At 65.3% G+C, this 23856-nt stretch carries 21 protein-coding genes; 8 read left to right on the top strand and 13 right to left on the bottom strand.

Annotation, left to right across the window (positions count from 1 at the left end):
• Window positions 1-78 precede the first annotated feature (78 nt).
• A complete protein-coding gene (gene uvrA / locus K226_RS0103180) occupies window positions 79-3117 on the top strand; it encodes an excinuclease ABC subunit UvrA (protein ID WP_024813426.1) in 3039 nt (1012 codons plus the stop codon).
• Between the two features lie 134 nt (window positions 3118-3251).
• Here uvrA and K226_RS0103175 read toward each other — a convergent pair whose 3' ends face one another.
• Window positions 3252-5219 carry a sigma-54-dependent Fis family transcriptional regulator gene (locus K226_RS0103175; RefSeq protein ID WP_024813425.1) on the bottom strand — a complete coding sequence of 656 codons (1968 nt, stop codon included), beginning with the start codon at window positions 5217-5219 and terminating at the stop codon, window positions 3252-3254.
• 313 nt (window positions 5220-5532) lie between these two features.
• Between K226_RS0103175 and K226_RS0103170 the strand changes: the two genes are divergently transcribed.
• Together K226_RS0103170 and K226_RS0103160 are read left to right on the top strand one after the other, a co-directional pair.
• The gene (locus tag K226_RS0103170) at window positions 5533-7056 is read left to right on the top strand and encodes an aldehyde dehydrogenase family protein (protein WP_024813424.1); all 1524 of its coding nucleotides are present in this window, start codon (window positions 5533-5535) and stop codon (window positions 7054-7056) included.
• Window positions 7057-7238: 182 nt separating this feature from the next.
• Window positions 7239-7631, top strand: a complete 393-nt coding sequence (locus K226_RS0103160; RefSeq protein WP_024813423.1) for a DUF779 domain-containing protein — start codon at window positions 7239-7241, stop codon at window positions 7629-7631.
• Window positions 7632-7688: 57 nt separating this feature from the next.
• Here K226_RS0103160 and K226_RS0103155 read toward each other — a convergent pair whose 3' ends face one another.
• Complete coding sequence (locus K226_RS0103155; RefSeq protein ID WP_024813422.1) at window positions 7689-9680, bottom strand: methyl-accepting chemotaxis protein; 1992 nt, start codon at window positions 9678-9680, stop codon at window positions 7689-7691.
• Window positions 9681-9965: 285 nt separating this feature from the next.
• Between K226_RS0103155 and K226_RS0103150 the strand changes: the two genes are divergently transcribed.
• Both K226_RS0103150 and K226_RS0103145 read left to right on the top strand, forming a co-directional pair.
• Entirely contained in the window at window positions 9966-10406 is a 441-nt protein-coding gene (locus tag K226_RS0103150; protein ID WP_024813421.1) for an acyl-CoA thioesterase, read from the top strand.
• Between the two features lie 8 nt (window positions 10407-10414).
• Window positions 10415-11341 carry an EamA family transporter gene (locus K226_RS0103145; RefSeq protein ID WP_024813420.1) on the top strand — a complete coding sequence of 309 codons (927 nt, stop codon included), beginning with the start codon at window positions 10415-10417 and terminating at the stop codon, window positions 11339-11341.
• 88 nt (window positions 11342-11429) lie between these two features.
• Here the strand turns inward: K226_RS0103145 and K226_RS0103140 are convergent, their stop codons facing one another.
• The 6 genes from K226_RS0103140 to K226_RS0103110 all read right to left on the bottom strand — a co-directional run bounded on the left by K226_RS0103140 (window position 11430) and on the right by K226_RS0103110 (window position 17108).
• Entirely contained in the window at window positions 11430-12431 is a 1002-nt protein-coding gene (locus K226_RS0103140; protein WP_024813419.1) for a succinylglutamate desuccinylase/aspartoacylase family protein, read from the bottom strand.
• Complete coding sequence (locus K226_RS0103135) at window positions 12428-13408, bottom strand: tripartite tricarboxylate transporter substrate binding protein (protein WP_024813418.1); 981 nt, start codon at window positions 13406-13408, stop codon at window positions 12428-12430. The genes K226_RS0103140 and K226_RS0103135 overlap by 4 nt, the downstream gene beginning before the upstream one ends.
• Window positions 13409-13522: 114 nt before the next feature.
• Window positions 13523-14416 (bottom strand): LysR family transcriptional regulator, encoded by an 894-nt coding sequence (locus tag K226_RS0103130; protein WP_024813417.1) that lies wholly within the window; start codon window positions 14414-14416, stop codon window positions 13523-13525.
• A gap of 169 nt (window positions 14417-14585) precedes the next feature.
• Window positions 14586-15410: an orotidine-5'-phosphate decarboxylase gene (gene pyrF / locus K226_RS0103125; RefSeq protein ID WP_024813416.1), complete on the bottom strand. Its 825-nt coding sequence runs from the start codon at window positions 15408-15410 to the stop codon at window positions 14586-14588.
• Between the two features lie 318 nt (window positions 15411-15728).
• Complete coding sequence (locus K226_RS0103115; protein WP_024813415.1) at window positions 15729-16490, bottom strand: 3-oxoacyl-ACP reductase; 762 nt, start codon at window positions 16488-16490, stop codon at window positions 15729-15731.
• Window positions 16491-16727: 237 nt separating this feature from the next.
• Window positions 16728-17108 carry a VOC family protein gene (locus tag K226_RS0103110; RefSeq protein ID WP_024813414.1) on the bottom strand — a complete coding sequence of 127 codons (381 nt, stop codon included), beginning with the start codon at window positions 17106-17108 and terminating at the stop codon, window positions 16728-16730.
• 324 nt (window positions 17109-17432) lie between these two features.
• Here K226_RS0103110 and K226_RS0103105 point away from each other — a divergent pair, with 324 nt between their 5' ends.
• Window positions 17433-18008, top strand: a complete 576-nt coding sequence (locus K226_RS0103105; protein ID WP_024813413.1) for a flavin reductase family protein — start codon at window positions 17433-17435, stop codon at window positions 18006-18008.
• A 60-nt stretch (window positions 18009-18068) separates the two neighbouring features.
• Here the strand turns inward: K226_RS0103105 and K226_RS0103100 are convergent, their stop codons facing one another.
• Both K226_RS0103100 and K226_RS0103095 read right to left on the bottom strand, forming a co-directional pair.
• Window positions 18069-19478 carry a DUF2130 domain-containing protein gene (locus K226_RS0103100; protein ID WP_024813412.1) on the bottom strand — a complete coding sequence of 470 codons (1410 nt, stop codon included), beginning with the start codon at window positions 19476-19478 and terminating at the stop codon, window positions 18069-18071.
• Between the two features lie 121 nt (window positions 19479-19599).
• Complete coding sequence (locus tag K226_RS0103095) at window positions 19600-20109, bottom strand: DUF1993 family protein (RefSeq protein ID WP_024813411.1); 510 nt, start codon at window positions 20107-20109, stop codon at window positions 19600-19602.
• A 177-nt stretch (window positions 20110-20286) separates the two neighbouring features.
• Here K226_RS0103095 and K226_RS19755 point away from each other — a divergent pair, with 177 nt between their 5' ends.
• Together K226_RS19755 and K226_RS0103085 are read left to right on the top strand one after the other, a co-directional pair.
• The gene (locus tag K226_RS19755) at window positions 20287-20484 is read left to right on the top strand and encodes a type II toxin-antitoxin system RelE/ParE family toxin (RefSeq protein WP_155886492.1); all 198 of its coding nucleotides are present in this window, start codon (window positions 20287-20289) and stop codon (window positions 20482-20484) included.
• 249 nt (window positions 20485-20733) lie between these two features.
• Complete coding sequence (locus K226_RS0103085) at window positions 20734-21867, top strand: Fic family protein (protein WP_024813410.1); 1134 nt, start codon at window positions 20734-20736, stop codon at window positions 21865-21867.
• Between the two features lie 53 nt (window positions 21868-21920).
• On the opposite strand, the gene K226_RS0103080 is transcribed toward K226_RS0103085, so the two are convergent.
• The 3 genes from K226_RS0103080 to K226_RS0103070 form a co-directional block, all read right to left on the bottom strand.
• Window positions 21921-22163 carry a hypothetical protein gene (locus K226_RS0103080; RefSeq protein ID WP_155886491.1) on the bottom strand — a complete coding sequence of 81 codons (243 nt, stop codon included), beginning with the start codon at window positions 22161-22163 and terminating at the stop codon, window positions 21921-21923.
• 400 nt (window positions 22164-22563) lie between these two features.
• Window positions 22564-23334: a tyrosine-protein phosphatase gene (locus K226_RS0103075; RefSeq protein WP_024813408.1), complete on the bottom strand. Its 771-nt coding sequence runs from the start codon at window positions 23332-23334 to the stop codon at window positions 22564-22566.
• Between the two features lie 115 nt (window positions 23335-23449).
• A complete protein-coding gene (locus tag K226_RS0103070; RefSeq protein WP_024813407.1) occupies window positions 23450-23788 on the bottom strand; it encodes a hypothetical protein in 339 nt (112 codons plus the stop codon).
• Window positions 23789-23856: the final 68 nt, after the last annotated feature.

The following is a 23856-nucleotide window of genomic DNA, read 5'->3' as shown; positions in this document are numbered from 1 at the left end:
GCCCACGCGAAATGCCCTGCGTCACTATCATGGTGGGTTTTTCTGCTTTTCTGGCGTGCGCCCACTGTGAACCCTTCCTTGCCCCACCGACCTGCTGATGATCAGCCCTCTGGCCCCTCGGGTCTTTATCTGGGGCACGCCCTGGCGCAGCAGCGCATCAGCATTCGCGGCGCGCGCACGCACAACCTCAAGAACATCGACCTGGACATCCCGCGCAACCAGCTGGTGGTGATCACGGGGCTGTCGGGCTCGGGCAAGTCGAGCCTGGCGTTTGACACGCTGTATGCCGAAGGCCAGCGGCGCTATGTAGAAAGCCTGTCGGCCTATGCGCGGCAGTTTCTGGGGCGGCTGGACAAGCCCGATGTGGATTTGATCGAAGGCCTGTCGCCGGCGATTTCCATCGAGCAAAAGGCCACCAGCCACAACCCGCGCTCCACCGTGGGCACGGTGACCGAGATCCACGATTACCTGCGCCTGTTGTACGCCCGCGCGGGCACCCCGTTTTGCCCCGACCACGGCCTGCCGCTGGCTGCGCAGACCGTGAGCCAGATGGTGGACGCCGTGCTGGCCCTGCCCGAGGACACCAAGCTGATGATCCTGGCGCCCGTGGCGCGCGAGAAAAAGGGCGAGTTCACCGAGCTGTTTGCGCAGATGCAGGCGCTGGGCTACATCCGCTTTCGGGTGGATGGCCAGACTTACGAGCACGAGAATCTGCCCGCGCTGAAAAAGACCGAGAAGCACAACATCGACGTGGTGATCGACCGTGTGAAAGTGCGGGCCGACCTGCAGCAGCGCCTGGCCGAGAGCATTGAAGCCGCCCTGCGCGTGGGTGGTCACGAGGGCAACGGCCGCGTGCTGGCGCTGGAGATGGACACCGGCCAAGAACACCTGTTCAGCAGCAAGTTCGCCTGCCCGGTGTGCAGCTATTCGCTGGCCGAGCTGGAGCCGCGCCTGTTCTCCTTCAACTCGCCCATGGGCGCGTGCCCCGCGTGCGACGGCATCGGCCAGCGCGAGGTGTTCGACCCGGCGCGCGTGGTGGCCTTCCCCACGCTCAGCCTGGCCAGTGGCGCCATCAAGGGCTGGGACCGGCGCAATGGCTACTACTTTGCCATGCTCGAAAGCCTGGCGCGGCACTACGCGTTCGACATTGATGCGCCGTTCGAGTTGTTGCCCGCGCCGGTGCAACACGCCATCCTGCACGGCTCGGGCGAGGAAGAAATCGCCTTCAGCTACATCATGGACAGCGGCGCCTCCAAGGGCAAAGCGGTCGTCAAAAAGCACGTGTTCGAGGGCATCCTGCCCAACATGGCGCGCCGCTACCGCGAGACCGATTCGGTGGTGGTGCGCGAAGACCTGGCCCGCTACCGCAGCACCCAGCCCTGCCCCGAATGCCACGGCGTGCGCCTGCGCCGCGAGGCCCGGCATGTGAAGCTGGGCGAGGGAACGCAGGCCCGCGCCATCTATGAAGTGAGCCATGCCACGCTCAGCGATGCGCACGCCTGGTTCAATGACCTCAAGCTCACCGGCGCCAAGGCCGAGATCGCCGACAAGGTGGTGCGCGAGATCGCCACGCGCCTGCAGTTTCTGAACGACGTGGGCCTGAGCTATCTGAGCCTGGACCGCAGCGCCGAGACCCTCTCCGGCGGCGAGGCGCAGCGCATCCGCCTTGCGTCACAAATCGGCTCGGGCCTTACGGGCGTGATGTATGTGCTGGATGAGCCCAGCATCGGCCTGCACCAGCGCGACAACGACCGGCTGATTGCCACCCTCAAGCACCTGCGCGACATTGGCAACAGCGTGATTGTGGTCGAGCACGACGAAGACATGATGCGTGCCGCTGACCAGGTGATCGACATGGGCCCCGGCGCGGGCGTGCACGGCGGGCGCGTGATGGCGCAGGGCACTTACGACGAGGTGCGCGCCAATGCACAGTCGCTCACGGGCCAGTACCTGTCGGGCGCGCGCTCCATTGCCGTGCCCAAGCGCCGCACCCCCTGGCTGCCGGTGCTGGAGCAGGCCGCGTCGGTGGTGGAGGCCAAGGCCAAATCGCGCTTTCCGCAAACCGAAGCCAGCAAGCGCCGCGCCGAGCGCATGGCAGAGCACCACGCGCGCCAGGGCGCCGTGCAGGCGCTGCGCGTGGCGGGCGCCACGGGCAACAACCTGAAGGGCGTGACGGTGGACTTCCCCGTGGGCCTGCTGACCTGCGTGACGGGTGTTTCGGGCTCGGGCAAAAGCACGCTGGTCAACGACACGCTGTACGCCGCGGTGGCGCGCCAGCTCTACCGCGCGCACGACGAACCGGCCGCGCACGATGAGATCGTGGGCATCGAATACTTCGACAAGGTCATCAACGTGGACCAGAGCCCCATCGGCCGCACGCCGCGCAGCAACCCCGCCACCTATACCGGCCTGTTCACACCCATCCGCGAGCTGATGGCCGAGGTCAACACCGCCAAAGAGCGCGGCTACGGCCCGGGGCGCTTCAGCTTCAACGTGGCCGGTGGCCGCTGCGAGGCCTGCCAGGGTGACGGCGTGGTGAAGGTGGAAATGCACTTCTTGCCCGACGTGTATGTGCCTTGCGACATCTGCCACGGCCAGCGCTACAACCGCGAGACGCTGGAAGTGCTGTGGAAGGGCAAGAACATCGCACAAATTTTGGAGCTGACGGTGGAGGACGCCGCCGCCTTCTTCAAGGACGTGCCCACCATCGCGCGCAAGCTGCAGACGCTGCTGGATGTGGGCCTGTCCTACATCCGCCTGGGCCAGGCGGCCACCACGCTGTCGGGCGGCGAGGCGCAGCGCGTGAAGCTGGCGCAGGAGCTATCCAAACGCGACACCGGCCGCACGCTCTACATCCTGGACGAGCCCACCACCGGGCTGCACTTTGCCGACATCGACCTGCTGCTCAAGGTGCTGCACCAGCTGCGCGATGCGGGCAACACCATCGTCATCATCGAGCACAACCTCGACGTGATCAAAACGGCCGACTGGCTCATCGACATGGGCCCCGAGGGCGGCGCGGGCGGCGGTACCGTGGTGGGGGTGGGCACGCCCGAAGAGCTGGCGGCGAACCCGGCCAGCCACACCGGGCAATACCTCGCGCGCTATCTGGCGTAGGGGGCTCGTAGCGAGAGAGAGGTCGTTGCATCGGCCCCACCCGCAAGGCGCCAGTGGGTTGGAGTACTTTTATGGGCAAAACGGCCGCAATCGCTTATCTATTAAGTGCAAATAGCTATTATATTGATAGCTAATCAGTGCGCACGAACAGCCAGCTTGCGGTACAGCGTCTGCCGGCTGATACCGAGCTGGCGTGCGGCCTGCGACATGTTGCCGCGCGCGGCCTGCAGGGCCTGGTCGATGGCGGCGGTGGACAGTTGCTGCAGACTCAGCGCTGCAGGTGCCGTGGGCGTGTCTGGAGTGTCTGGCGGGTGGCCGAATGCCAATGGCGCCACCTCCAACGCCTGCACCAGGTCGTCGGGCATGTGCTCCCAGCGCAGGGTGTCTTCGCCCTCGACCAGCATGGCGCAGGCGGTGCGCAGCACGCTGGCCAACTGGCGCAGGTTACCGGGCCAGGAGTAGGCGGCCAGGCGGGCCAGCAGGTCGGGGGCCACTTCCACGTCCACAGGCAGGCCTTGTTCGGTGGCCAGGTCGGACAGCAGCCGCCGCAGCAGCGCCACGAAGTCGCTGCGCTCGCGCAGCGCGGGCAGCTGCACCGTGAGGCCGTTGATGCGGTAGTACAGGTCTTGCCGAAAGCGCCCCTGCTCTGCGGCTTGCATGAGTTGGTTGTGGGTGGCGCAGACCAGTGCAAAGTCCACCGGCACGGCCTTGCTGGCGCCCACGGGTGTCACGCTGCGCTCTTGCAGCACGCGCAGCAGGCGGGTCTGCAGGGCCAGCGGCATGTCGCCAATTTCATCGAGGAACAGCGTGCCGCCATGGGCCTCGCGCAGGTGGCCGAGGTGGCCCTCCTTGCGTGCGCCGGTGAACGCACCGGCCACATGGCCAAACAGCTCGGATTCGATGAGGTTCTCGGGGATGGCGGCGCAGTTGATGGCCACAAAAGGCGCGTTGCACCGGGGGCCGCTGGCGTGCAGGGCACGCGCAAACACCTCTTTGCCCACGCCTGATTCGCCCTGGATGAGCACAGGGATGGGCTTGGCCACCACGCGGCGGGCCTTGTCGGCTGCGGTGCTCCAGCGGACGTCGCCGGTGTCCAGCAACGCCAGTGCGTCCTGGGCCGGTGCAGCGCGGGCAGCCGTGTTGGACTGCGACGGGGTCATCCACGCGGCGGCATCCATCTGCACTTGGGCAAACAGCAGCCCACTGATGCCGTTCAGGCCCAGCACCCGCAAGGCCTGGGGCTGCTGGGGGCGGCGTTTGTGGTGCGAGAGCAGGTCATCGAGCCGCACATCCAGCACACGCTCCAGCAAGGTGGCGCCCACGTCGCCCGCGTGCAGGCCCAGCTGCACCAGGCCCACGCGATTGGCGCCCACGATCCAGCCGTCGGCGGACACCGCCACGATGCCTTCGGCCACACTGCCAATGCCCTCGGGCGCGCTGTGCAGGTGCAGGCGGATGTTGCGTTTGCAGGTGGCGGCCAGCAGGCGGTTTTCGATCATGCGCGCTGCGGTGCTGACCAGGCCCAGCGTGTGGGCGTGGCCGTTGCGATAGTCGCCCGAGATGTCGAGGATGCCCAGCAGCTCGCCGGTGGCCGACAGGATGGGCGAGGCCGCGCAGGTCAGAAAACTGTTGCGCTCCAGAAAATGCTCGCCGCCATGCACCTCCACAGCACTGCATTCGGCCAACGCGGTGCCGATGGCGTTGGTTCCCCGGTGCGCCTCGTGCCACGAGGCGCCGCTGGTCAGCGCCACGCGCTCGGCCTTGTCCACAAAGTAGGGGTCGCCCAGCGTGTGCATGAGCATGCCGCGCCGGTCGGCCAGCACCACCACGCTCTGGCTGTGGCGCACCTGCTCGAACAGGTATTCCATGACGGGGCGCGAATGCGCGAGCAGCTCGGGGTTGCTGGCCAGCACATGGCGCAAGGTGCCGCTGCTGGGGTGGTCGATGGACTGGGGCCGCCCGGTGGGCATCAGGCCGGCCGCCATGCTGCGCGACCAAGAGCGGGCCAGGCGCTCGTCCACCAGGCCGCTGGGGCACTGGCCGGATTCCAGCAGGTGCTGGCGGGCCTGTCGCAGGGCGACGGGGGTGGTGAGGGGGCGCACGCTTTGTCTCCGTGCAGGGTCATGGTGCCCTGCTTTGAATGGGTTTGCGGGAGTATGGCGGGCTGCGCCGCCGGGGGCAAGGGCATGGCCACCGGGGTCGTGCCAACTGTTCCATTTCGTGACAGGTGTCGCGTTCCAGCACAGCGCGGATGTTGTCCGCTGCAACAGCAGCAACACCTGATCGGCAAAAAATCCCAATGAAATCAATGGTCCACGCGCCCTGAAACGCTGGCATGGGTCTTGAGTAGAGAGTTGGCATCGGAACGGCCCACAGGGCGGTCCGATAGCCACAACAACCTCAGGAGACAACACCATGACTGTTTACGCAGCCCCCGGCGCCGCTGGCGCCAAGATCGCCTACAAGCCCCAGTACAACAATTTCATCGGAGGCCAATTCGTGCCCCCGGTCAAGGGCCAATACTTTGATGTGGTCTCGCCGGTCAACGGCAAGGTCTACACCCAGGCCGCGCGTTCTACCGCCGAAGACATCGAGCTGGCGCTGGATGCCGCCCACGCCGCTGCCGACGCCTGGGGCAAGACCGACGCCGCCACACGCGGCAACATCTTGCTGAAGATTGCCGACCGCATCGAGCAAAACCTGGAGTTGCTGGCCTATGCTGAAACGGTGGACAACGGAAAGGCGATCCGCGAAACGCTGAACGCCGACATTCCGCTCACGGTGGACCACTTCCGCTACTTTGCGGGCTGCGTGCGCGCGCAAGAAGGCGCCCTGTCGAACATCGACGAGAACACCGTGGCGTACCACATCCAGGAGCCGCTGGGCGTGGTGGGCCAGATCATTCCGTGGAACTTCCCCATCTTGATGGCAGCCTGGAAGCTGGCCCCTGCCATTGGCGCGGGCAACTGCGTGGTGCTCAAGCCCGCAGAGTCCACGCCCATTTCCATCCTGATCTTGGCCGAGCTGATTGCCGACCTGCTGCCGCCGGGCGTGCTCAACATCGTCAACGGCTACGGCCGCGAAGCCGGCATGCCGCTGGCCACCAGCAAGCGCATTGCAAAAATCGCCTTCACCGGCTCCACCACCACCGGCCGCGTGATTGCGCAGGCGGCCGCCAACAACCTGATTCCCGCCACGCTGGAGCTGGGCGGCAAGAGCCCCAACGTGTTCTTTGCCGACATCATGGACAAGGACGACGCGTTTCTGGACAAGGCGGTGGAAGGCCTGGTGCTGTTTGCGTTCAACCAGGGCGAGGTCTGCACCTGCCCATCGCGTGCGCTGATCCAGGAAAGCATCTACGACCAATTCATGGAGCGCGTCTTGAAGCGCGTGGCCGCCATCCAGCATAAAAACCCTCTGGACACCGACAGCATGATGGGCGCGCAGGCCAGCAAAGAGCAGCTCACCAAGATCCTGTCGTACCTGGACCTGGGCAAGCAGGAGGGCGCTGAGGTGCTGGCCGGCGGTGGCCAGGCCCACCTGGGCGGCGACCTGGAAGGCGGCTATTACGTGCAGCCCACGCTGTTCAAGGGCCACAACAAGATGCGCATCTTCCAGGAAGAAATCTTCGGCCCCGTGCTGGCCGTGACCACCTTCAAGGACGAGGCCGAAGCGCTGGCCATTGCCAACGACACGCTGTATGGCCTGGGCGCCGGCGTGTGGAGCCGCAACGGCAACGTGGCCTACCGCATGGGCCGCGCCATCAAGGCCGGGCGCGTGTGGACCAACTGCTACCACGCGTACCCCGCGCACGCGGCGTTTGGGGGCTACAAGGAGTCGGGCATCGGGCGCGAGACGCACAAGATGATGCTGGACCACTATCAGCAAACGAAAAATCTGCTGGTTTCGTACTCAGAAAACAAGCTGGGTTTCTTCTGATGGGGGTGGCGGTCCACAGACCGTCCCTGGCGTCGTTGCTCCGTCTTGCCGTAGCGTTGCTACTGTCTGCGAAGGAGGCGCCTAGCCAGGAACGGTTTGTGAACCGCTGGAAACATTTCTACTGACGCGGCTCGTTGTTCCAACTTGCCGCGTTTTTTTGCATTGCTCGCTGGAGAAACCCCATGGTCGATAAAGTCATCGCCACCCCTGCCGCGCTGGAGCTGGTGGTCTTTCTGCAAGCCAAATACGGACCCGATCTGATGTTCCACCAGTCAGGCGGCTGCTGCGACAACAGCGCGGCCAACTGCTATCTGCCCGGCGAGATCACCATGGGTGCGGGCGATGTGTACCTGGGTGACATCGGCGGCTGCCCGTTCTACATCGGGCGCTCGCAGTACGAGACCTGGAAACACACGCAGCTCATCATCGACGTGATTGAAGGCACCGGCGGCACCTTCTCGCTGGAGGGGCCAGAGGGCAAGGCCTTCCACACCCGCTCTCGCGTGTTCACCGCGGTGGAGCTGGCGGAGCTGGCAGTGCAAGACGACCGGGGCGCTACACCATCACCGCTGTGAAACGGCGAAAAATAGTGCTAAAACAGCCTCAAGCGCTTACCCAGTAAGCGCAAACAGCTATTGAATTTGTAGCGATTGGCGTGTGCGCTGCAGCGATGCCTGACCCAGGTGGCTGCCGCCTTCGTCTTCTAGTTGGAACACCGACACCACCTGCACCAGGTCTTCGGCCTGGCTCTTGAGGCTGCTGGCGGCGGCGGCCATTTCTTCGACCAGCGCGGCGTTTTGCTGCGTGACCTGGTCCATCTGCGTCACGGCCTCGCCCACCTGGGCCACGCCCAGCGACTGCTCGTGGCTGGCCGCGCTGATCTCGCCGACGATGTCAGTCACGCGGCGGATGGAGGCCACCACCTCGCTCATGGTGGCTCCGGCGCGGTCTACCAAGGCGCTGCCCTGGGCCACGCGCTCCACGCTGGCGCTGATGAGCGACTTGATCTCGCGCGCTGCTTCGGCGCTGCGCCCGGCCAGGCTGCGCACCTCGCTGGCCACCACCGCAAAGCCCCGGCCCTGCTCGCCCGCGCGGGCGGCTTCCACGGCGGCATTGAGCGCCAGGATGTTGGTCTGGAAGGCAATCGAATCGATCACGCCGATGATGTCGGAGATTTTTTGCGACGACGCGTTGATGCCGTGCATGGTGTCCACCACTTGCGCCACCACCTCGCCGCCCTGCACGGCCACGGTGCTGGCGCTGGCGGCCAGCTGGCTGGCCTGCTGCGCGCTGTCGGCGTTTTGCCGCACGGTGGCGTTGAGTTGCTCCATGGATGCTGCGGTTTCCTCCAGCGCGCTGGCCTGGCTTTCGGTGCGGGCCGACAGGTCGGTGTTGCCCTGGGCGATTTGCACGCTGGCCGTGGCCACGCTCTCAGACCCACCGCGCACATTGCGCACCACATCGGTGAGCTGCCGGCGCATCTGCAGCAAGGCCTCCAGCAACTGGCCGACCTCGTTGGTGCCGTGGGCGATGGGGCCACCGCTCAGGTCGCCCTGCGCCACGGCGCGCGACAGCTGCACGGCCTGCGCAAGCGGTTGCGTCATGGAGCGCACAAACACCAGGGCCACGCCGGTGGTGAGCGACAGTGTTGTCACCAGTGCCACCGCCACCCACAGCAGGCTTTGCTGCAGGTTGGAAACGCGGTTGTCCAGGGCCTGCGTCAGGTTGCCTGCGGCCTGGGTGTTGAGGGCATACAGCGCTTCGATAGTGCGGGTGAAATGGTCGAAATAGTCCTTGGCCGGCAGCTTGAATTCGGTGGCGTTGATCACCTCGCTCTCCAGCAGTTGAAGCGACTGCGTGATCAGGCCCTGGATTTCCTGGGTCTTGCTGCCCATCGACTGGCGAAACTGCGGGTTGCGTTCCAGCGCCCGGTCGAAGCTGCGCAGTGTTTCTGCCTGCAACTCGGTCACGCGCTGGCGTAGCACCAGCAGCTGCCCCTTGTCTTGCGGGGGCAGCTCGCCGCGCCCCAGAAACCCCGAGCCCTGCGCCCGCAAAACGCCCAATTTTTCACCCAACATCGGGGCATGGACCAGCGATGCCTGGATCAGCGCATTGGTGTCGGTGTCAGGGTCGGTTTGCAGGTCGTAGGCGTGCAGCAGGCCCTCGTTGATCAACATGATCGAGGCAATCAGCTGGGTGTGCTGCGCCGTGCTTTGCGCAGTCTGCAGGCTGCGTGCGGCCACGGCCTGCTCCAGGGTCTTCCAGGTTTGCTGGGCTTGTGTCCATGCGCTGTTTTGCGCGGCGGGCACCTGCGCTGCGGCAAAGCTGGCCGCCACTTCTGCCATGGCTTTTTCCAGGGCGTCGCGGGCCGCGGGCCGACGCGCCGCCAGCGCCTCGTCTCCACCCAGCATGCCGGCCGACAGACCCCGGTGCACCTGCATCAACTGCACCACCTTGTTCACCACCAGTGCGGGCACGGCACCCACCGATTCATGCCGCGCTGCCGCGATGGAGCGCAGTGAATCGCTCACATAAAGGTACGTGGGCAGGGCGCTCATCATCAACCCGATCGTGCCCAAGATCATGAATTTCTGAAGCAGGCCAAGGCGATGGAGGATGGACATGGCAATAAGCGCACACATGCGCAGGTCGTGGAAACACAAAGACCGAAGCGTGTTGTCGGCCACAAGAAGTCTGCAGGCCCATGGCGGGTATTGCAAGCTGTAACGTAATGTACGGAGATTGGCATCGGACCGGGTTGACGCATATCAAGTCAAGACGCTGTCGGCGGACCATGACAGGGCCCTCCAGGTCGTTGGAGGGGCGCCGTCCCCGGGTTGGGCTGGCGCAGCCGATGCGGGCGCTGGTGAATAATGTCCTGACTGTCCCAACTGCGGAGAATTCCCGGCATGCATTCCATCACCTTGCGTTTCATGGCCGCATCCGGCGCCTCATCGGCCTCGGGCCGCATTCAGGGTGGGGCCGTGTTGCTGTGGGTGGACGAAGCCGGGCTGGCCTGCGCCAGCGCCTGGGCGCACTGCGCCTGCGTGACGGCCTTTATGGGCGGTGCCAGCTTTCTGCGGCCAGTTCGCTCCGGGGATCTGGTGGAGGTGGAGGCCCGCCTGGCCTACACCGGCAGCAGCAGCATGAGCATGGCGGTGGAGGTGCGGGCGGGCAGCATCCAGGACAGGGACCTGCAGCCCGTGACCCACTGTGTGGTGGTGTATGCCGCCGTGGATGACGATGGACAGCCTCGAGCCGTGGACGCCTGGACCCCCGAAACCCCCGGCGACATCGCGCTGGCCCAGCGCGTCAAGGCCCATATCGACGCTGCGCGCGCAGCGCAGTAAGGCAGCGAATGACCACTGCGCCGGGGCCGATGCGGGCCCGCGATCTTCTGGCTGCGCTCGCGGTGGTTGTGCTGTGGGGCGTGAACTTCGTGGCCATGAAGTGGGGCCTGCGCAGCTTTACGCCATTTCAGCTGGGCGCCTTGCGCTACCTGTGCGCGGCCCTGCCCCTGGTGCTGCTGGTGCAGGCACCCCGCCTGCATTGGCGCTGGGTGCTGCTGTTTGGCGCTTTCCAGGGCGTGGGGCAGTTCGGCTTTTTGTTTGTGGCACTGCAAATGGGCATGACGGCGGCGTTGGCCAGCGTGCTGCTGCAAACCCAGGTGTTCTTTACCGCGCTGTTCGGTTTTGGTGTGCTGCACGAGCGCCCGGGCCGGCCGCTGGTGCTGGGGCTTGCGCTGGCGGGGGTGGGGCTGCTGTGTTTTGCCATGAACCATCTGCAGCCCGGCGCTGCCACGGCCGGCACCACGCTGGCGGGCCTGCTGCTGACGCTGTGCGCGGCGGCTTCGTGGGCGGCATCGAACATCGTCTCGCGCCTGGCACAGCAAGCCTCGCCGGGCTACAACCCCCTGTCTTTCGTGATCTGGAGCAGCCTGGTGCCCGTGCTGCCCTTCATCCTGCTGTCGCTCTGGTTCGATCCGGACGCGGGCCGCTGGATCGATCCCGCCGCCTGGGCCGCCGTGCCGCTGGTGGCCTGGCTGTCGTTGGCCTATCTGGGCTGGGCGGCCACGGTGCTGGGCTACGGCATGTGGACCAGCCTGCTCAAGCGCTACCCGGCCAACCGCGTGGCACCCTTCAGCCTGGGCGTGCCGCTGGTGGGCATGGCGGCGGGCCTGTGGGTGCTGGACGAGGTCGTCACCGCCTGGCAATGGGCGGGTGTGGCCTGCGTGGTGCTGGCCCTGGTGTGCGTGGTGCTGGGGCCAAGATTCGGCATGAAATAGCCCTGTAGCGCTTATCTGGAAAGCGCTGACAGCTATCTATTTAATAGTGGCAGTGGCTGGCCGCACCCCGGTGCCGGGGGCGGGGGCATCACAGCAACCGACGGCGTGCGTAGCGCACCACGGTAACGCCAGCGCGGGCCTGGCGCGTAGAGGGCATCACCAGCACGCAGTCATCGTAGAGCGTGGCGACGGGTTCGCCATCGTTGTCGCCTATCACCGTGCCTGCCTGCGCGATCACTTCCAGCCCGGTGAAGGGTGCGTTGAAACGGAAGGCGCTGCTGCGGGCGACCACGGGGCCCGTGACCTCAAGCGCCCACTGGCGGGGTGCATCGGCCAGGCGCCAGCCGGGCAGCCTGCGGTCCAGTTCCGCCGCTTCGACCACGCCGGCTGTTTCGAGAAAGCGCACGCACTGGTCCTGCGCGACGGCGCGGCTGGCGGGGTCGCCGTGGAAGCCGCACTCGATCAGCAGCGAACGCGTATCGCCGCCTTGCCCCGGGGCCTGGCCATCGGGCAGGCCAAAGCGCCCATAGTCGCGCATGCGTACGCCGTCTTTGTGCCCGGCATCGATCACGATGTGCTCGGGCGAGCGCATGGCGCGCGCCAGTTGCAGGTTGCGTGGCTGGACCCCGGTGAGCAGCAGCGGGGCCGAGGGCTCATGCATGGAATGGATGTCGAGCAGCCAGTCGGCCTGCGCTACCCACGGACGCAGCGCGGCGGCGCGGCGGCGCTCGTTGGTGTCCGCGGCGTCGATGCGCTCGTCCAGCCATTGGCGGTTCAGGTCTTCGTCGGTGAAGCGCGAGGCGTCGTGGTTGCCGGCGTCAAAGCGGTCGAACGCATCCAGGTTGCAAAAGGCCAGGGTAAGCCGACCTTTCTGCGGGCGCAGCGCGGCCTCCAGCAAACCCTTGAGGGCCCAGGCGCCGCACAGTTCATTGCCATGCACCAGGGCGCTGATCATCACGTGGCGCCCGGGCACACCCGAGTCGAAGTGCCACACGCCTGGCGTGCCGGTGTTGCCTGCACGCCAGGCGCTCAGGTCTGGTGCGGGCAACGTGAAGCTGAGGGCCGTTGGGGGAGGGAGGACGGTGCTCATTCTTCGATCTTGGCGAATTCAACAATCTGTTTGTACTTGGCCACTTCGGCGGCTAAAAACTTGTCGATGTTCACGCTGGGTGACGACACCGTCGAGCCGCTGCTCTCCAGCTTCTTGCGCAGCTCGGGTGCCTGCAGTGCTTCGTTCAGCGCTTTCTTGAGTTTGTCGAACACCGGTTTGGGCAAATGCGCGGGGGCCATGAGCGCGAACCAGACGCCAATGTCCACGTTCTTGTACTGGGCTGATTCAGAGATCGCCGGGATATCGGGCGTGGCGGCCGAGCGCGTGGCTTCGGTGGTGCCCAGCGCGATCACCTTGCCGCTTTTGATGTGCGGCAGACCGCTGGAGAGCACGAACACGCCGTACTCCAGGTTGTTGCCCATCAGGTCGTTGGTGAGCGGCGCCACGCCGCGGTAGGGAATATGCGTCATGAACAGCTTGCCCTGTTCTTTGATCATTTCGCCCGCCAGGTGCAGCGAAGTGCCCACGCCCGAGCTGCCGTAGCTGAACTTGCCGGGGTTCTTGGAGACTTTCTGCGTGAACTCTGCCAGGTTCTTCACCCCGGAGCCGGTGGACGCCACCAGCACCAGGGGTTGCGAGGCGATCAGGCCGATGGCTGTGAAGTCCTTGATGTCGTACTTGACCTTCTTGGTCACCAGCTTGTTGATGGCGATCTCGTTGCTCGCACCCACCAGCAGGGTGTAGCCGTCCGGTGCGGCGCTGGCCACTTTTTGCGCGCCAATGGCACCGCCGGCACCGCCAATGTTCTCTATCACCACCGGCACGCCCAGGCGGTTGCCCAGCTCGGTGGCCACCACCCGGCCCGTCAGGTCGGTGCTGCCGCCCGGCGGATAACCCACCACGATCGTGATGGGCTTGCTGGGATACGAGGCTTCCTGGGCGACTGCCGGGGCGCTGGCCAGCACGGCCAGGCTGCAGGCCAGGGCGGCGCGGCGAGAGAGATGGAGGGTGTGCATGGCAGGTTGTCCTTGTGGTGGGGTTGGCCCATTGTGGGAACGTGCACAGGCTTCGTTGGTGCCGAAACGGCACGAATCGGTGCGTAGTTAAGCCGAGCGATCGTTCTGATGCGGTCAGCGCAGCGTCACGGTCTGCCACAAGGCTTCGGCCAGCGGGCCCAGGCGGCGCTTGGGCCGGTACAGGCGCACGTCAAAGCGCACTTCCATTTGCTCGCTACCCGCGCGTGCGAGGCGGCCGCTCTTGCAGTCGGCATGCACCATCGACCAAGGAAGCCAGGCCACACCGAGTCCCTTTTGCACGTATTCGTAGTGGGCATCTGCCGAGTCGCATTCCACCAGGCGCTGAAGGCGCGGTGCATGCGGGTTGTGCGCCAGGTGGTCCTCGACCAGCCGCCCCAGTGCCAATTGGGGGGCGTAGGCCAGGTACGGCACGGGTTGCCCTTGCGCAAAGTCGTGCAGCGGCAGCCCTTGCGGTGTGGCGCGGGATACAGGCACCAGGCGATCCGTGGCCATGGTGACATGGATGAACTGCCGAGCGTCCAGCCCAATGGCCAACGCCGGGTGGTGGTACACGAGCGAGAAATCGGCCTCGCCGCGCTCGAGCATGGCGACGGTGTCCGCCAGTGCGCGCGTCAGGATGTGCAATTGCCCGTCTTGCAGAACCGGGCGCAGGCGCACCAGCCAGTCAGCCACCACGGTGCGCGCCAAGGTGCGGCCGGTGGTCAGCGTCACGGTACGGCCCTGGCGCCCGGCCAGGCTTTGCAGCTCCTCGTGCGATTGCGCCAGGTTGCGCGCCAGTTGCGCGGCGGTTTCCAGAAAACTGGCACCCGCCGCCGTCAGTGTGACGGGACCGCCACCGCGCTTTACCAAAGGTGTTCCAGCCCAGGCCTCAAGGGCGCGGATGCGACGCCCGAATGCGGGGTGGGTGACGTGGCGCAACTCGGCAGCACGCGTAAAGCTGCGCTCCTGCGCCAGCGTGATGAAATCCTCCAGCCACTTCAGCTGCATGGCCCGGCAGGCAGTGGATGCATGGGTTCACCAAACCCTCTATCCCTGCTGCCCATTCCTGTTGGCTGCATGTGGGGTTGGTACGGCGAGGCGTCGCCATGCGCAGCCTTGTACCCGGTGGTTTCACCGCACTGCAGCACAGCTGGTGTCTCCACGGTTGTCGGGCGTGTCAGCCGCACGCCGCTTGCAGCACAGCGCGGGTGCGCAGGGCCTCATGGCGCGCGGCGGCTGCAAAGTCGTCCCCGCCCGACGCATACAGAATGGCCCGCGATGAGTTCACGATGATGGGGCCGTCAGGGCGCAGCCCGGCGCGCACGGTGGCCACGGCATCGCCGCCCTGCGCACCCACCCCGGGGATCAGCAGGGGCAGCGTGGGTGCAATGCTGCGCACGCGTTCAATTTCCTGGGGGTAAGTGGCGCCCACCACCAGGCCGAGCTGGCCGTTGCGGTTCCAGGGGCCTTGCGCCAGGCGCGCCACATGTTCATACAACAAGGGCTGGCCGTCGACGCTGGCCAGGCGCTGGTTTTGCAGGTCGTCACCGCCGGGGTTGGAGGTGCGGCACAGCAGGAAAGCGCCTTTGCCGTGGTAGGCAAGGTAGGGTTCGATGGAATCAAACCCCATGAACGGCGAGAGCGTGACGGCGTCGGCGCCGTAGCGCTCAAAGGCCTCTTTGGCGTATTGCTCGGCCGTGGAGCCAATGTCGCCACGCTTGGCATCCAGAATCACCGGCACATGGGGGGCGTTGCAGCGCATGTGCTGCATCAGCCGCTCCAGCTGGTCTTCGGCGCCATGGGCTGCAAAGTAGGCAATCTGGGGCTTGAAGGCGCACGCCACATCGGCAGTGCTGTCGACAATCGCGGCGCAAAAGTCATAGATCTTGCGCGGATCGCCGCGCATGCCTGCGGGAAACCGGTTGGGTTCAGGGTCCAGCCCCACGCAGAGCATCGAGTTGTTCTGCGTTGAAGCAGTGCGCAGCATGTCGAGAAATGTCATGGGGTGTAATTTTAGGCGGCACCATGGCGGATGTGACAAGCTTCCCGGCGGCGCAGTGTGGGCGTTTGGCACAGACCCGCCCCGGTGGTCCACTTCCCCGAAGCGCTGCGCCCATAAAAAATGGCCGTTGATCGGCCATTTTTTTTCAAGACCCGGGAGGGCGAAAGCGGTCAGCGCGGTACGGTCAGCAGGCGCTGGACGTCGCGGTCATTGGTCAACGCGCAGTTCTGCCCGCGCACGATGCGGCTGTCTTCGGTGCGCACCAGTTTCATGGTCATCACCTTCATGTGATTGGCCGGCCGCCCTGCCAGGCGCCGCTCATCCCTTCACCAGTCCGCCATCCACGATCAGGTTTTGCCCGGTCACCGCGCGCGACCAGGGTGAGAGGAAGAACAGCACGGCGTCGGCAAACTCGGCCGGTGTGGTCACGCGGCGCAGCGGGGTCAGGCTGGCGATGAGTTCGAACACCGCCTCGGGCGTGGCGCTGCTGGCGTCGGTGCTGCGCAGCAGGCCGCCCGAAACCATGTTCACGGTGATGCCGTGCGGCCCCAGGTCGTTGGCCGCCGTGCGTGTGAGCGACAACAGCGCTGCCTTGGCGGCGGTGTAGTCGTGGTACGGCACCACGGGGTTCTGAAACAGGTTGGTGCCCACGTTCACGATGCGGCCAAAGCCCTGCGCACGCATTCCGGGCAGCGCCGCCTGCAAGGTGTTGAGCGCACCCTTCACGGCGCCTTCGATCTGCTGGTTGAAGCGCTGCCATGCAATGTCGCCAATCTGCGGGCGCGCCTCGCCGTCGAACTGAAAGCCCACCAGTGCGTTGTTCACCACACTGCTGATGGGCTGGCCGGTGCGCTCATGGGCCTGCGCAAACAGTGTGTGCACAGCGGCGGTATCGGTCACATCGGCCTGCAGAGCCATGGCGCGCGGGCCCAGTTCTTCGGCCAGCGCGGCGGCGGCCTTGTCGCTGTGGTGGTAGTTGATGACCACGCCCGCGCCTTCGCGCGCCAGCGCCCGTGTGATGGACTGGCCCAGACCACGGGCGCCACCGGTCACCAAAACCCATTGTTCCGCTATCAGCATGTCGATTCCCAAAATGGAGGCAAGCGCAGATTGTGGCGGCAAATAGTGCCCTGCCAGCTGCCTTGTCCCAGCGCGGTGGACGGCCAGCACGGGTCTGGGCAAGTGGCTGGATTTGCCACCGTTGCAGCGGAAAACCCGTTGGGGGAGCAGGAACCCGTGGGGGCGTTGATTGCGAGTCTGACCCCGATTTTTACCCCGGCTGTTCCATGCCCCCGTTCATTCGCACAACCGTTCAACCTATGCGGCGGGGCGGTGCAGGGCGCACAGCTTGTTGCCGTCCGGGTCGCGCAGATAGGCCAGGTAGAGCTTGCCGCCAGGGCTTTCGCGCCAGCCCGGCGGGTCTTCGCAGGTGGTGCCGCCATTGGCCACGCCGGCTGCGTGGAAGGCATCGGCCTGCTCGGGCGACTTCATCGCAAAACCGATGGTGCTGCCGTTGCCAATCGTGGCAGGCTCGCCATTGATGGGCGTGGAAATGCCAAACGTGCCTTGGGGGCTGCGGAAAAAATAACGGTTCTTGTTGGCCACCCCGGGGTTGATACCCATCGTGGCAAACAGCGCGTCATAAAACTTTCTGGACTGCTCCAGGTCACTCACACCGACCATCACATGACTGAACATGGCATTTGTCTCCTTATTTGAGGCCCCCGGCGGGGCGGTTGACAGGCGACGGAATGGTACTTGTTGCCACGCCGCCCCGGCTTGCGCCGATGTAAAACCCCTTGCACACCGGCGCGACCGGCCGGCGGGAGGCGCACGTCACGCCCGACATCCGCGGTGTAGTAGCAAACTTCAGGTCAAAATAGCCCCTGGCGCTTATGCTGAAAGCGCTAATAGCTATAAAAATAAGAGCAAAAATGGGGGCGGGATGGTCATCTCAACCGTGTCAGCCAAGTCCCCATCCCCTGTCCTGGCCCACTTGTCCACCCACCGTTGCGCTACCCCATGCCACCCAACCCGCACTTCACCCCCGTCCCGCTGGACAAGGCCTACCGCCTGCTCAATCACGGCCCCACCGTGCTCGTCTCGGCCAGCCATGCGGGCGAGGACAACGCCATGGCCGCCGCCTGGGCCTGCGCGCTGGACTTTGCCCCGCCCAAGGTCACGGTGGTGCTCGACAAGGCCACGCGCACGCGCCAACTGGTAGAGGCCAGCGGGCACTTTGCCTTGCAACTGCCCACCCGGGCCATGGCAGCGCTCACGGTGGGCATTGGCACCGACAGCGCCAAGACCCACCCCGACAAGCTGCAGCAGCACGGCGTGCAGCTCTTTCACGCGCCCGGCCACGCCACGCCCCTGGTGCAGGGCTGCGCCGCCTGGCTGCTGTGCCGCGTCATCCCCGAGCCGCACAACCAGCAGACGTATGACCTCTTCATCGGCGAAGTGCTGGCCGCTTGGGCCGACGAGCGCGTGTTCCGCAATGGCCACTGGGAGTTCGACACCGCACCGGACGAGCTGCGCACGCTGCACTACGTGGCGGGTGGGCTGTTCTATGCCACGGGGGCGTCGGTGACGGTGTAATCCTGGTAGCTGTGCGCGGCGCCGGGTGTTGATCCCTCGCCCCTTGCGGAAGAGGGCACATTACTCCCCATCCGAAATCTCCACCTGCTTGAGCTCTGCAAACTTGGCCGCCATCGTCGGGTTGCCCCGGGTCAGCTTCTTGATCGTGAGGTCTTCGGCCTTGTCGTTGGCCAGGCGCAAATTGTTGGCCGACTTGTGCAGCGCCTCCTTGGTCTTCTCCAAGTCCTTGATGGCCTCATCAATGCGCCGAACAGCCTCCTCAAACCCGTCCGACGCCAGGCGCCAGTTGCGCCCAAACGCGCCCTTGAACTCCTCCAGTTGCGATTCGAACTTGGTGATGTCCAGGTTCTGCGCCTTCACCAGCGCCAGCTCTGACTTGTACTGCAGCGACTTCATCGAGGCGTTGCGCAGCAGCGTGATGATGGGAATGAAAAACTGCGGCCGCACCACGTACATCTTGGGGTAGCGGTAGAACATGTCCACGATGCCGGTGTTGTACAGCTCGCTCTCGGGCTCCAGCAGCGACACCAGCACCGCGTATTCGCAGCCTTTTTCACTGCGGTCTTTGTCCAGCTCTTTCAAGAAGTCTTCGTTGCGCTTTTTGGTGGCGGTCTCGTCGTTTTCGTTCTTCATCTCGAACATGATCGAGACGATCTCGTTGCCCGACTCGTCCAGGTCGCGAAAGATGTAGTCGCCCTTGCTGCCACTGCGCGCGTCGTTGTCCTTCTCGAAATACGCGCGCGCAAACGCGGTGGCGCGGATGCGGTTGAACTCCGTCTCGCAGTGCTGCTCCAGCGTCTCGCCCACCATCTTGGTTGACAGGCGCGCCTTCATGTCCCGCAGCCGCGCAATCTCGCCATCGCGGTCGCGCAACTGCAAGGCGTATTGCTCCTTGATGGCGGCCTCCTCCAGCTGCTTTTTCACCACCACCAGGTTCAGATCGTTCTTGAATTCATCGCGCTCGCGGGCCACCACGGTGACCGCCTCGGACACCGCCAGCCTGCGCACCACCTCGCCCGCCTCCAGCTGCGACTTGAGCTGCTGGATCTCGGCGTCCTTTTTGGCGGCCGCGCCCTGCAGCTCCTGCGCCAGCCGGGCTTCTGCCAGCAGGGCCGCTGTTTGCTGCGCTTGCCGCGCGCGCTCCAGCTCATTAGCCAGCGCATCGCGCTCCTGGTGCACTCCGCCCAGCGCCTCAGACACCGCCAGCTTGCGCGCCACTTCGGCGGCATCCAGCTGGGCCTTCAGGGCTTGAATCTCGGAGTCTTTGGCGGCCGTCGATTTCTGCAGCTCATTGGCCACCTGGGCTTGCGCCAGCGCCACCGCATTGCGCTTGTCTTGCTCGGCCAGCTCCAGCCGCTCGTGCAGCTGCTCGTTGAAATCCGCGTCGCGCACCTGCTTGAGGATGTCGGCATACCCGGTTTCGTCCACCTTGAACGCCTTGTTGCAGTGGGGGCAGATGATGTCGTGCATGGCGGTCACCGTGTGTCGTGTTTCGTTGGTGGGGGAGCATAGCGGGCAGCACCTGCACAAAGCCCGGCCGCAATGCCCTGCACAACGCGGTGTGTGAAGCGCCGTGCCGAACATGTTCAGGTCAATAAGCGCCCATGTAGTCGCGCTTGCCAATGGGCAAACCGTTGTGGCGCAGGATGGCGTAGGCCGTCGTCACATGAAAGAAGAACTGCGGCAGACCATAGTTCGCCAAGTAGGTCTGCCCACTGAGCTTTTTCTCTTTGGGCGTGCCAGGGCGCAAGACGATTTCAACGCCCTCTTTGCCTTCAAACTGCGCTGCGTTCACGCTTTCCAAAAAGGCCAAGGTCTGCGCCAACAGCGCATCCAGATCGGCAAAGCTTTTCTCTTCGCCTGCAAAGACCGGCACATCCACCCCCGCCAGCCGCGCCGCGATGCCGCGAGAAAAGTCGGCTGCAATCTGCACCTGCTTGAGCAGCGGAAACATGTCGGGCGCCAGCCGTGCCTGCAGCAAGGCGTCTGGCTCGATCGACTTGGCGGTTGCGTATTCGCTCGCCTGCGCAAGAATGCTTTTCAACGCGGTCAGCATCTGCTTGAGGACGGGAACCGAGTGGGAGTACATAGGGCTGGTCATGGGGTGGTCCGGTGAGTGGGGAAAAGGGGAAAAGCCAGGGGCCCGTCGCGCCGAAGGGCCAAGGGCTGCCAAGTTCGTGTGTACTGGTCTGGAAGCGCCTGGTTCGCGCCCGCCTGTTGCGCCGCCGGGCACTGTAACCCGCCTGCAGGGACCGGCGCTTCCAAGGCGATTCCACCCTTGCCTTACCAACGGGCTTCACGTGCCAGGCGCTGTCGGATCTATCAGATCGGCCACCTCGTGCAAGGCGGCGAGCGCAAACTGGTGATCGGCCACGCCGCGCGCAGCTACGTGGCGCTGCACCACTACATAGAGGCCCTGGACACGGTGTTCGTGCTGGCCGTGCGCAGCCCGCTTGAGGCCGGGGTCAAGCGCTAGGTTTTGAGCCAAATTGGCCGCCAGCGCTTATTGAGTAAGCGCCAGCAGCTATCAAAACGAGAATAACTGCCAGCCTGGCTACGCGTGTCAGAGCTGCCCCTATCCGTTCGGGCTGAGCATGTCGAAGCCACCCGAAGGGCGTCGTTAACACGTCTAATGGGAAATACGACCCAGCGCTTGAGGTTCATGCGGTGAAAAGCCCGTTTATTCACCGCGCAATTTGCGGCGAATAAACGCCATAATCACCGCATGTGGACCGAAAAGAAAGCCCCTCGCCGCCGCACTTACCTGTGGCAACGCCCCGACTGGCCGCAGTGGCGGTTTGACGCAGCCGCCCTGGCCGCGCCACTTGCGCAGGTGCATCGCGCACAGGGCATGCTGGCCGGGCGCATGGCCGAGCTGGGCCTGCCGCAGCGCGACCAGGCCACCCTGCAAGTGCTCACACAAGAAGTCATCACCACCAGCGCCATCGAAGGCGAACGGCTGGACCTGGACGCCGTGCGTTCTTCCGTGGCCCGCAAGCTGGGCCTCGACATAGGCGCCCTGGCACCCAGCGACCGGCATGTGGACGGCGTGGTGGACGTGGTGCTGGACGCCACCCGCCACTTTGACCAACCCCTGACCCCCGAGCGCCTGTTTGGCTGGCACGCCGCGCTGTTCCCCACCGGCTACAGCGGGCGCACGCGCATCACCGTGGCCGCGTGGCGCACCGATGCCAGCGGCCCCATGCAGGTGGTGTCTGGCCCCGTGGGGCGCGAGAAGGTGCACTTTGAAGCCCCGCCCGCCGCCACCCTGCCCGCGCAAACCCAGGCCTTTTTTGACTGGTTTGAAGCCGCCCCAGCGGGCGACGCCATCATCAAAGCGGGCCTGGCCCACCTGTGGCTGGTCACCTTGCACCCTTTTGACGACGGCAACGGCCGCCTGAGCCGCGCCGTGGGCGACATGGCGCTGGCACGCGCAGAGGGAACGCACCAGCGGTTCTACAGCTTCAGCGCCCAGATACAGCGCGAGCGCAAAGACTATTACGACCAGCTAGAGGCCACCCAAAAAGGTCCGCTGGACGTGACCCCGTGGCTGCATTGGTTTCTGGGCTGCCTGCTGCGCGCCGTGCAGGGTGCAGACGCCACGCTGGCGGGCGTGCTGGACAAAGCCCAGTTCTGGCAGCGCTGGGCAGGCACGCCCATGAACGCCCGGCAAACCCTGGTGCTGAACCGCGTGCTGGACGGCATGGAAGGCAAGCTGACCAACGCCAAGTGGGCGGCCATGGGCAAATGCTCTGCGGATACGGCGCTGCGGGATATCAACGACCTGCTGGAGCGTGGGGTGCTGCGCAGGCTGGAAGGTGGAGGGCGGAGTACGGGGTATGAGTTGTGTGCCAAATAGGTCGCTAGCGCTTTTGGAATAAGCGCAAGCAGCTATCAAAAAGATCGCGCAATCTAGCCAAGTAATGCAGCCTCAATCTCGCGCTTGGCCTGTTCCCGCAACTGCTTTGCCTGCTGGCGCAGCGCCAGCGCGTCAACGCGGGCCTGGCCGATGGCGCCAATCAGTGTTTGCTGCACGTCGAGTGGTGGCAATGGGAAACGCAGGGCCATCAAGGCTGGCTTGCTGATGTTCTTCATGGTCGGGGATGTGCCCGTCAATGAGGCTTCGATCTGCTGGCGTAAGTGGGGCGTCTTCATAACTTCGTCCAAGTACGCCGGGAGAACCGGCGAGTCCGGTCGCCAGACAGCGCGAAAAATCTTGTCGCACAACATTAAGCGGGGTGGTGTTTCGCCTACCAGCGCCGCTACAAAGTACCGTACACAGAAGCCCGCGCCCGCCTGCTTGCCGCCATCGGGGAACCTATTGGCAGCCTGTTTGAGCTATCGAAAAACGCACAATGGCAAGCTGGGCAAGATCAAAACCGAAGTGCTGTTTATCGAACGCTGCCTAGACCTGCTTAAACCTGGTGGCAGACTGGGCATCGTGTTGCCCGAGGGCATTTTCAACAACCCCTCACTGACCTACGTGCGCGAGTTTGTGGAGGACCGTGCCCGCTTGCTGGCCGTGGTTAGCCTGCCACAGGAAACCGCAACGGCCTCACACCGCCTGCAAATACCGCCCCGCCAACTCCTTCTGCGCGGCGGCGTCCACGCCCAGCACATCCACCAGATACGGCTGCACGCCGCCAAAGTCGTTGTCCACCATGTGCAGCGCGGCGTCCAGAAACTCTTCCTGCACGCGCCACAGCACGCGCAGCACTTCCTCGGGGGCGTGGCTGCCCATGCCGGGCGGGCGCTGGTAGAGCGCGTTGGTGAGCAGGTAGTCGTGCATGACCACGTCGCGCGGCACGCCCAGGGCGAGCAGGATGAGGGCGGCGGCAAAGCCGGTGCGGTCTTTGCCGGCGGTGCAGTGAAACACGGTGGGCGCATCGCTGGCCAGCAGCAGTCGGAAGAGCTCGGCAAAGCGCGGGGCGTTGTCGTGCACAAAGCCCAGGTAGGTCTCTTGCATCAGCCCCACGGCATCTTGCGCGGTGAGCTGGCGGCCGGTGCGCTGCAGGTCGAGGGCGCGCTGGATCACGGTGGGCTCGATGGCCAGCGGGTGGTAGGCCACGCCGGGCAGCGCGTAGGCATGGGCCGCGCTTTCGGCCTGGCCGCGAAAATCTACCGCGCGGGCCACGCCCAGCTCGGCCAGCAGCGCCTGGTCTTGTGGCGTAAGGCCCGCCAGATGGTCGGACCGAAAGAGCCGCCGCCACCTCACCGGCCGCCCACCATGGCCCGTGTAGCCGCCCAGGTCGCGGAAGTTGGTGACACCGGTGAACGGGAGCGAGCGGGTGGGGCTGGTGGAATGCGTGGGGGGGTGCTGCTGCATGGTCAGGGCGCCGGGGTGGCGTTAAAACGCAAAAGTCCAGCTTATCCCATGCGGGTGACGTGCCGTGTCACGCGGGTGCGCGGCGCCATCTGTGTGTGCGCCGGTGGCTTGAATGTCAGCGCGGCAATGAGGTGACGGCGCCATCCACCAGCTGCTCCTGGCTACCCGGTGGGCAGGGCTGGTCGGTGTAAGTGGCGCGGCCATCTTTCAGGCATTTGCGCGGCGGCGGGGCGATGGGTTCAGAGCCCCCGCTGCGGGCGGGGCGGGCCTGCGCGGCGCGTTTTTCGGGCGGCAGGGTGTCGTGGCCGGGGCGCGTGATTTTTTTCCAGGCCTGCGCCGCCCAGGGGCCCGCGTGGGGCCGCCAGCGGTCGGCCGTCCACCACGCAGCGGCAGCGGCGGCTACCAGGACCACCGCGATGGCGGTGAGAACCGTGCGTTCGGTGCGGCTGCGCATGGAATCAATGGCGGTTGGTCGCTGCAGTGGCAGTGCGAGGTCGGTAATCGGGCGAAATCATGGGCGTG

Source organism: Acidovorax sp. JHL-3, from assembly GCF_000526295.1.
Taxonomy (GTDB): Bacteria; Pseudomonadota; Gammaproteobacteria; order Burkholderiales; family Burkholderiaceae_C; genus Acidovorax; species Acidovorax defluvii.
The sequence above is the reverse complement of the archived record's forward strand: the minus strand, read 5'-3'. Positions and strand labels throughout refer to the sequence as shown.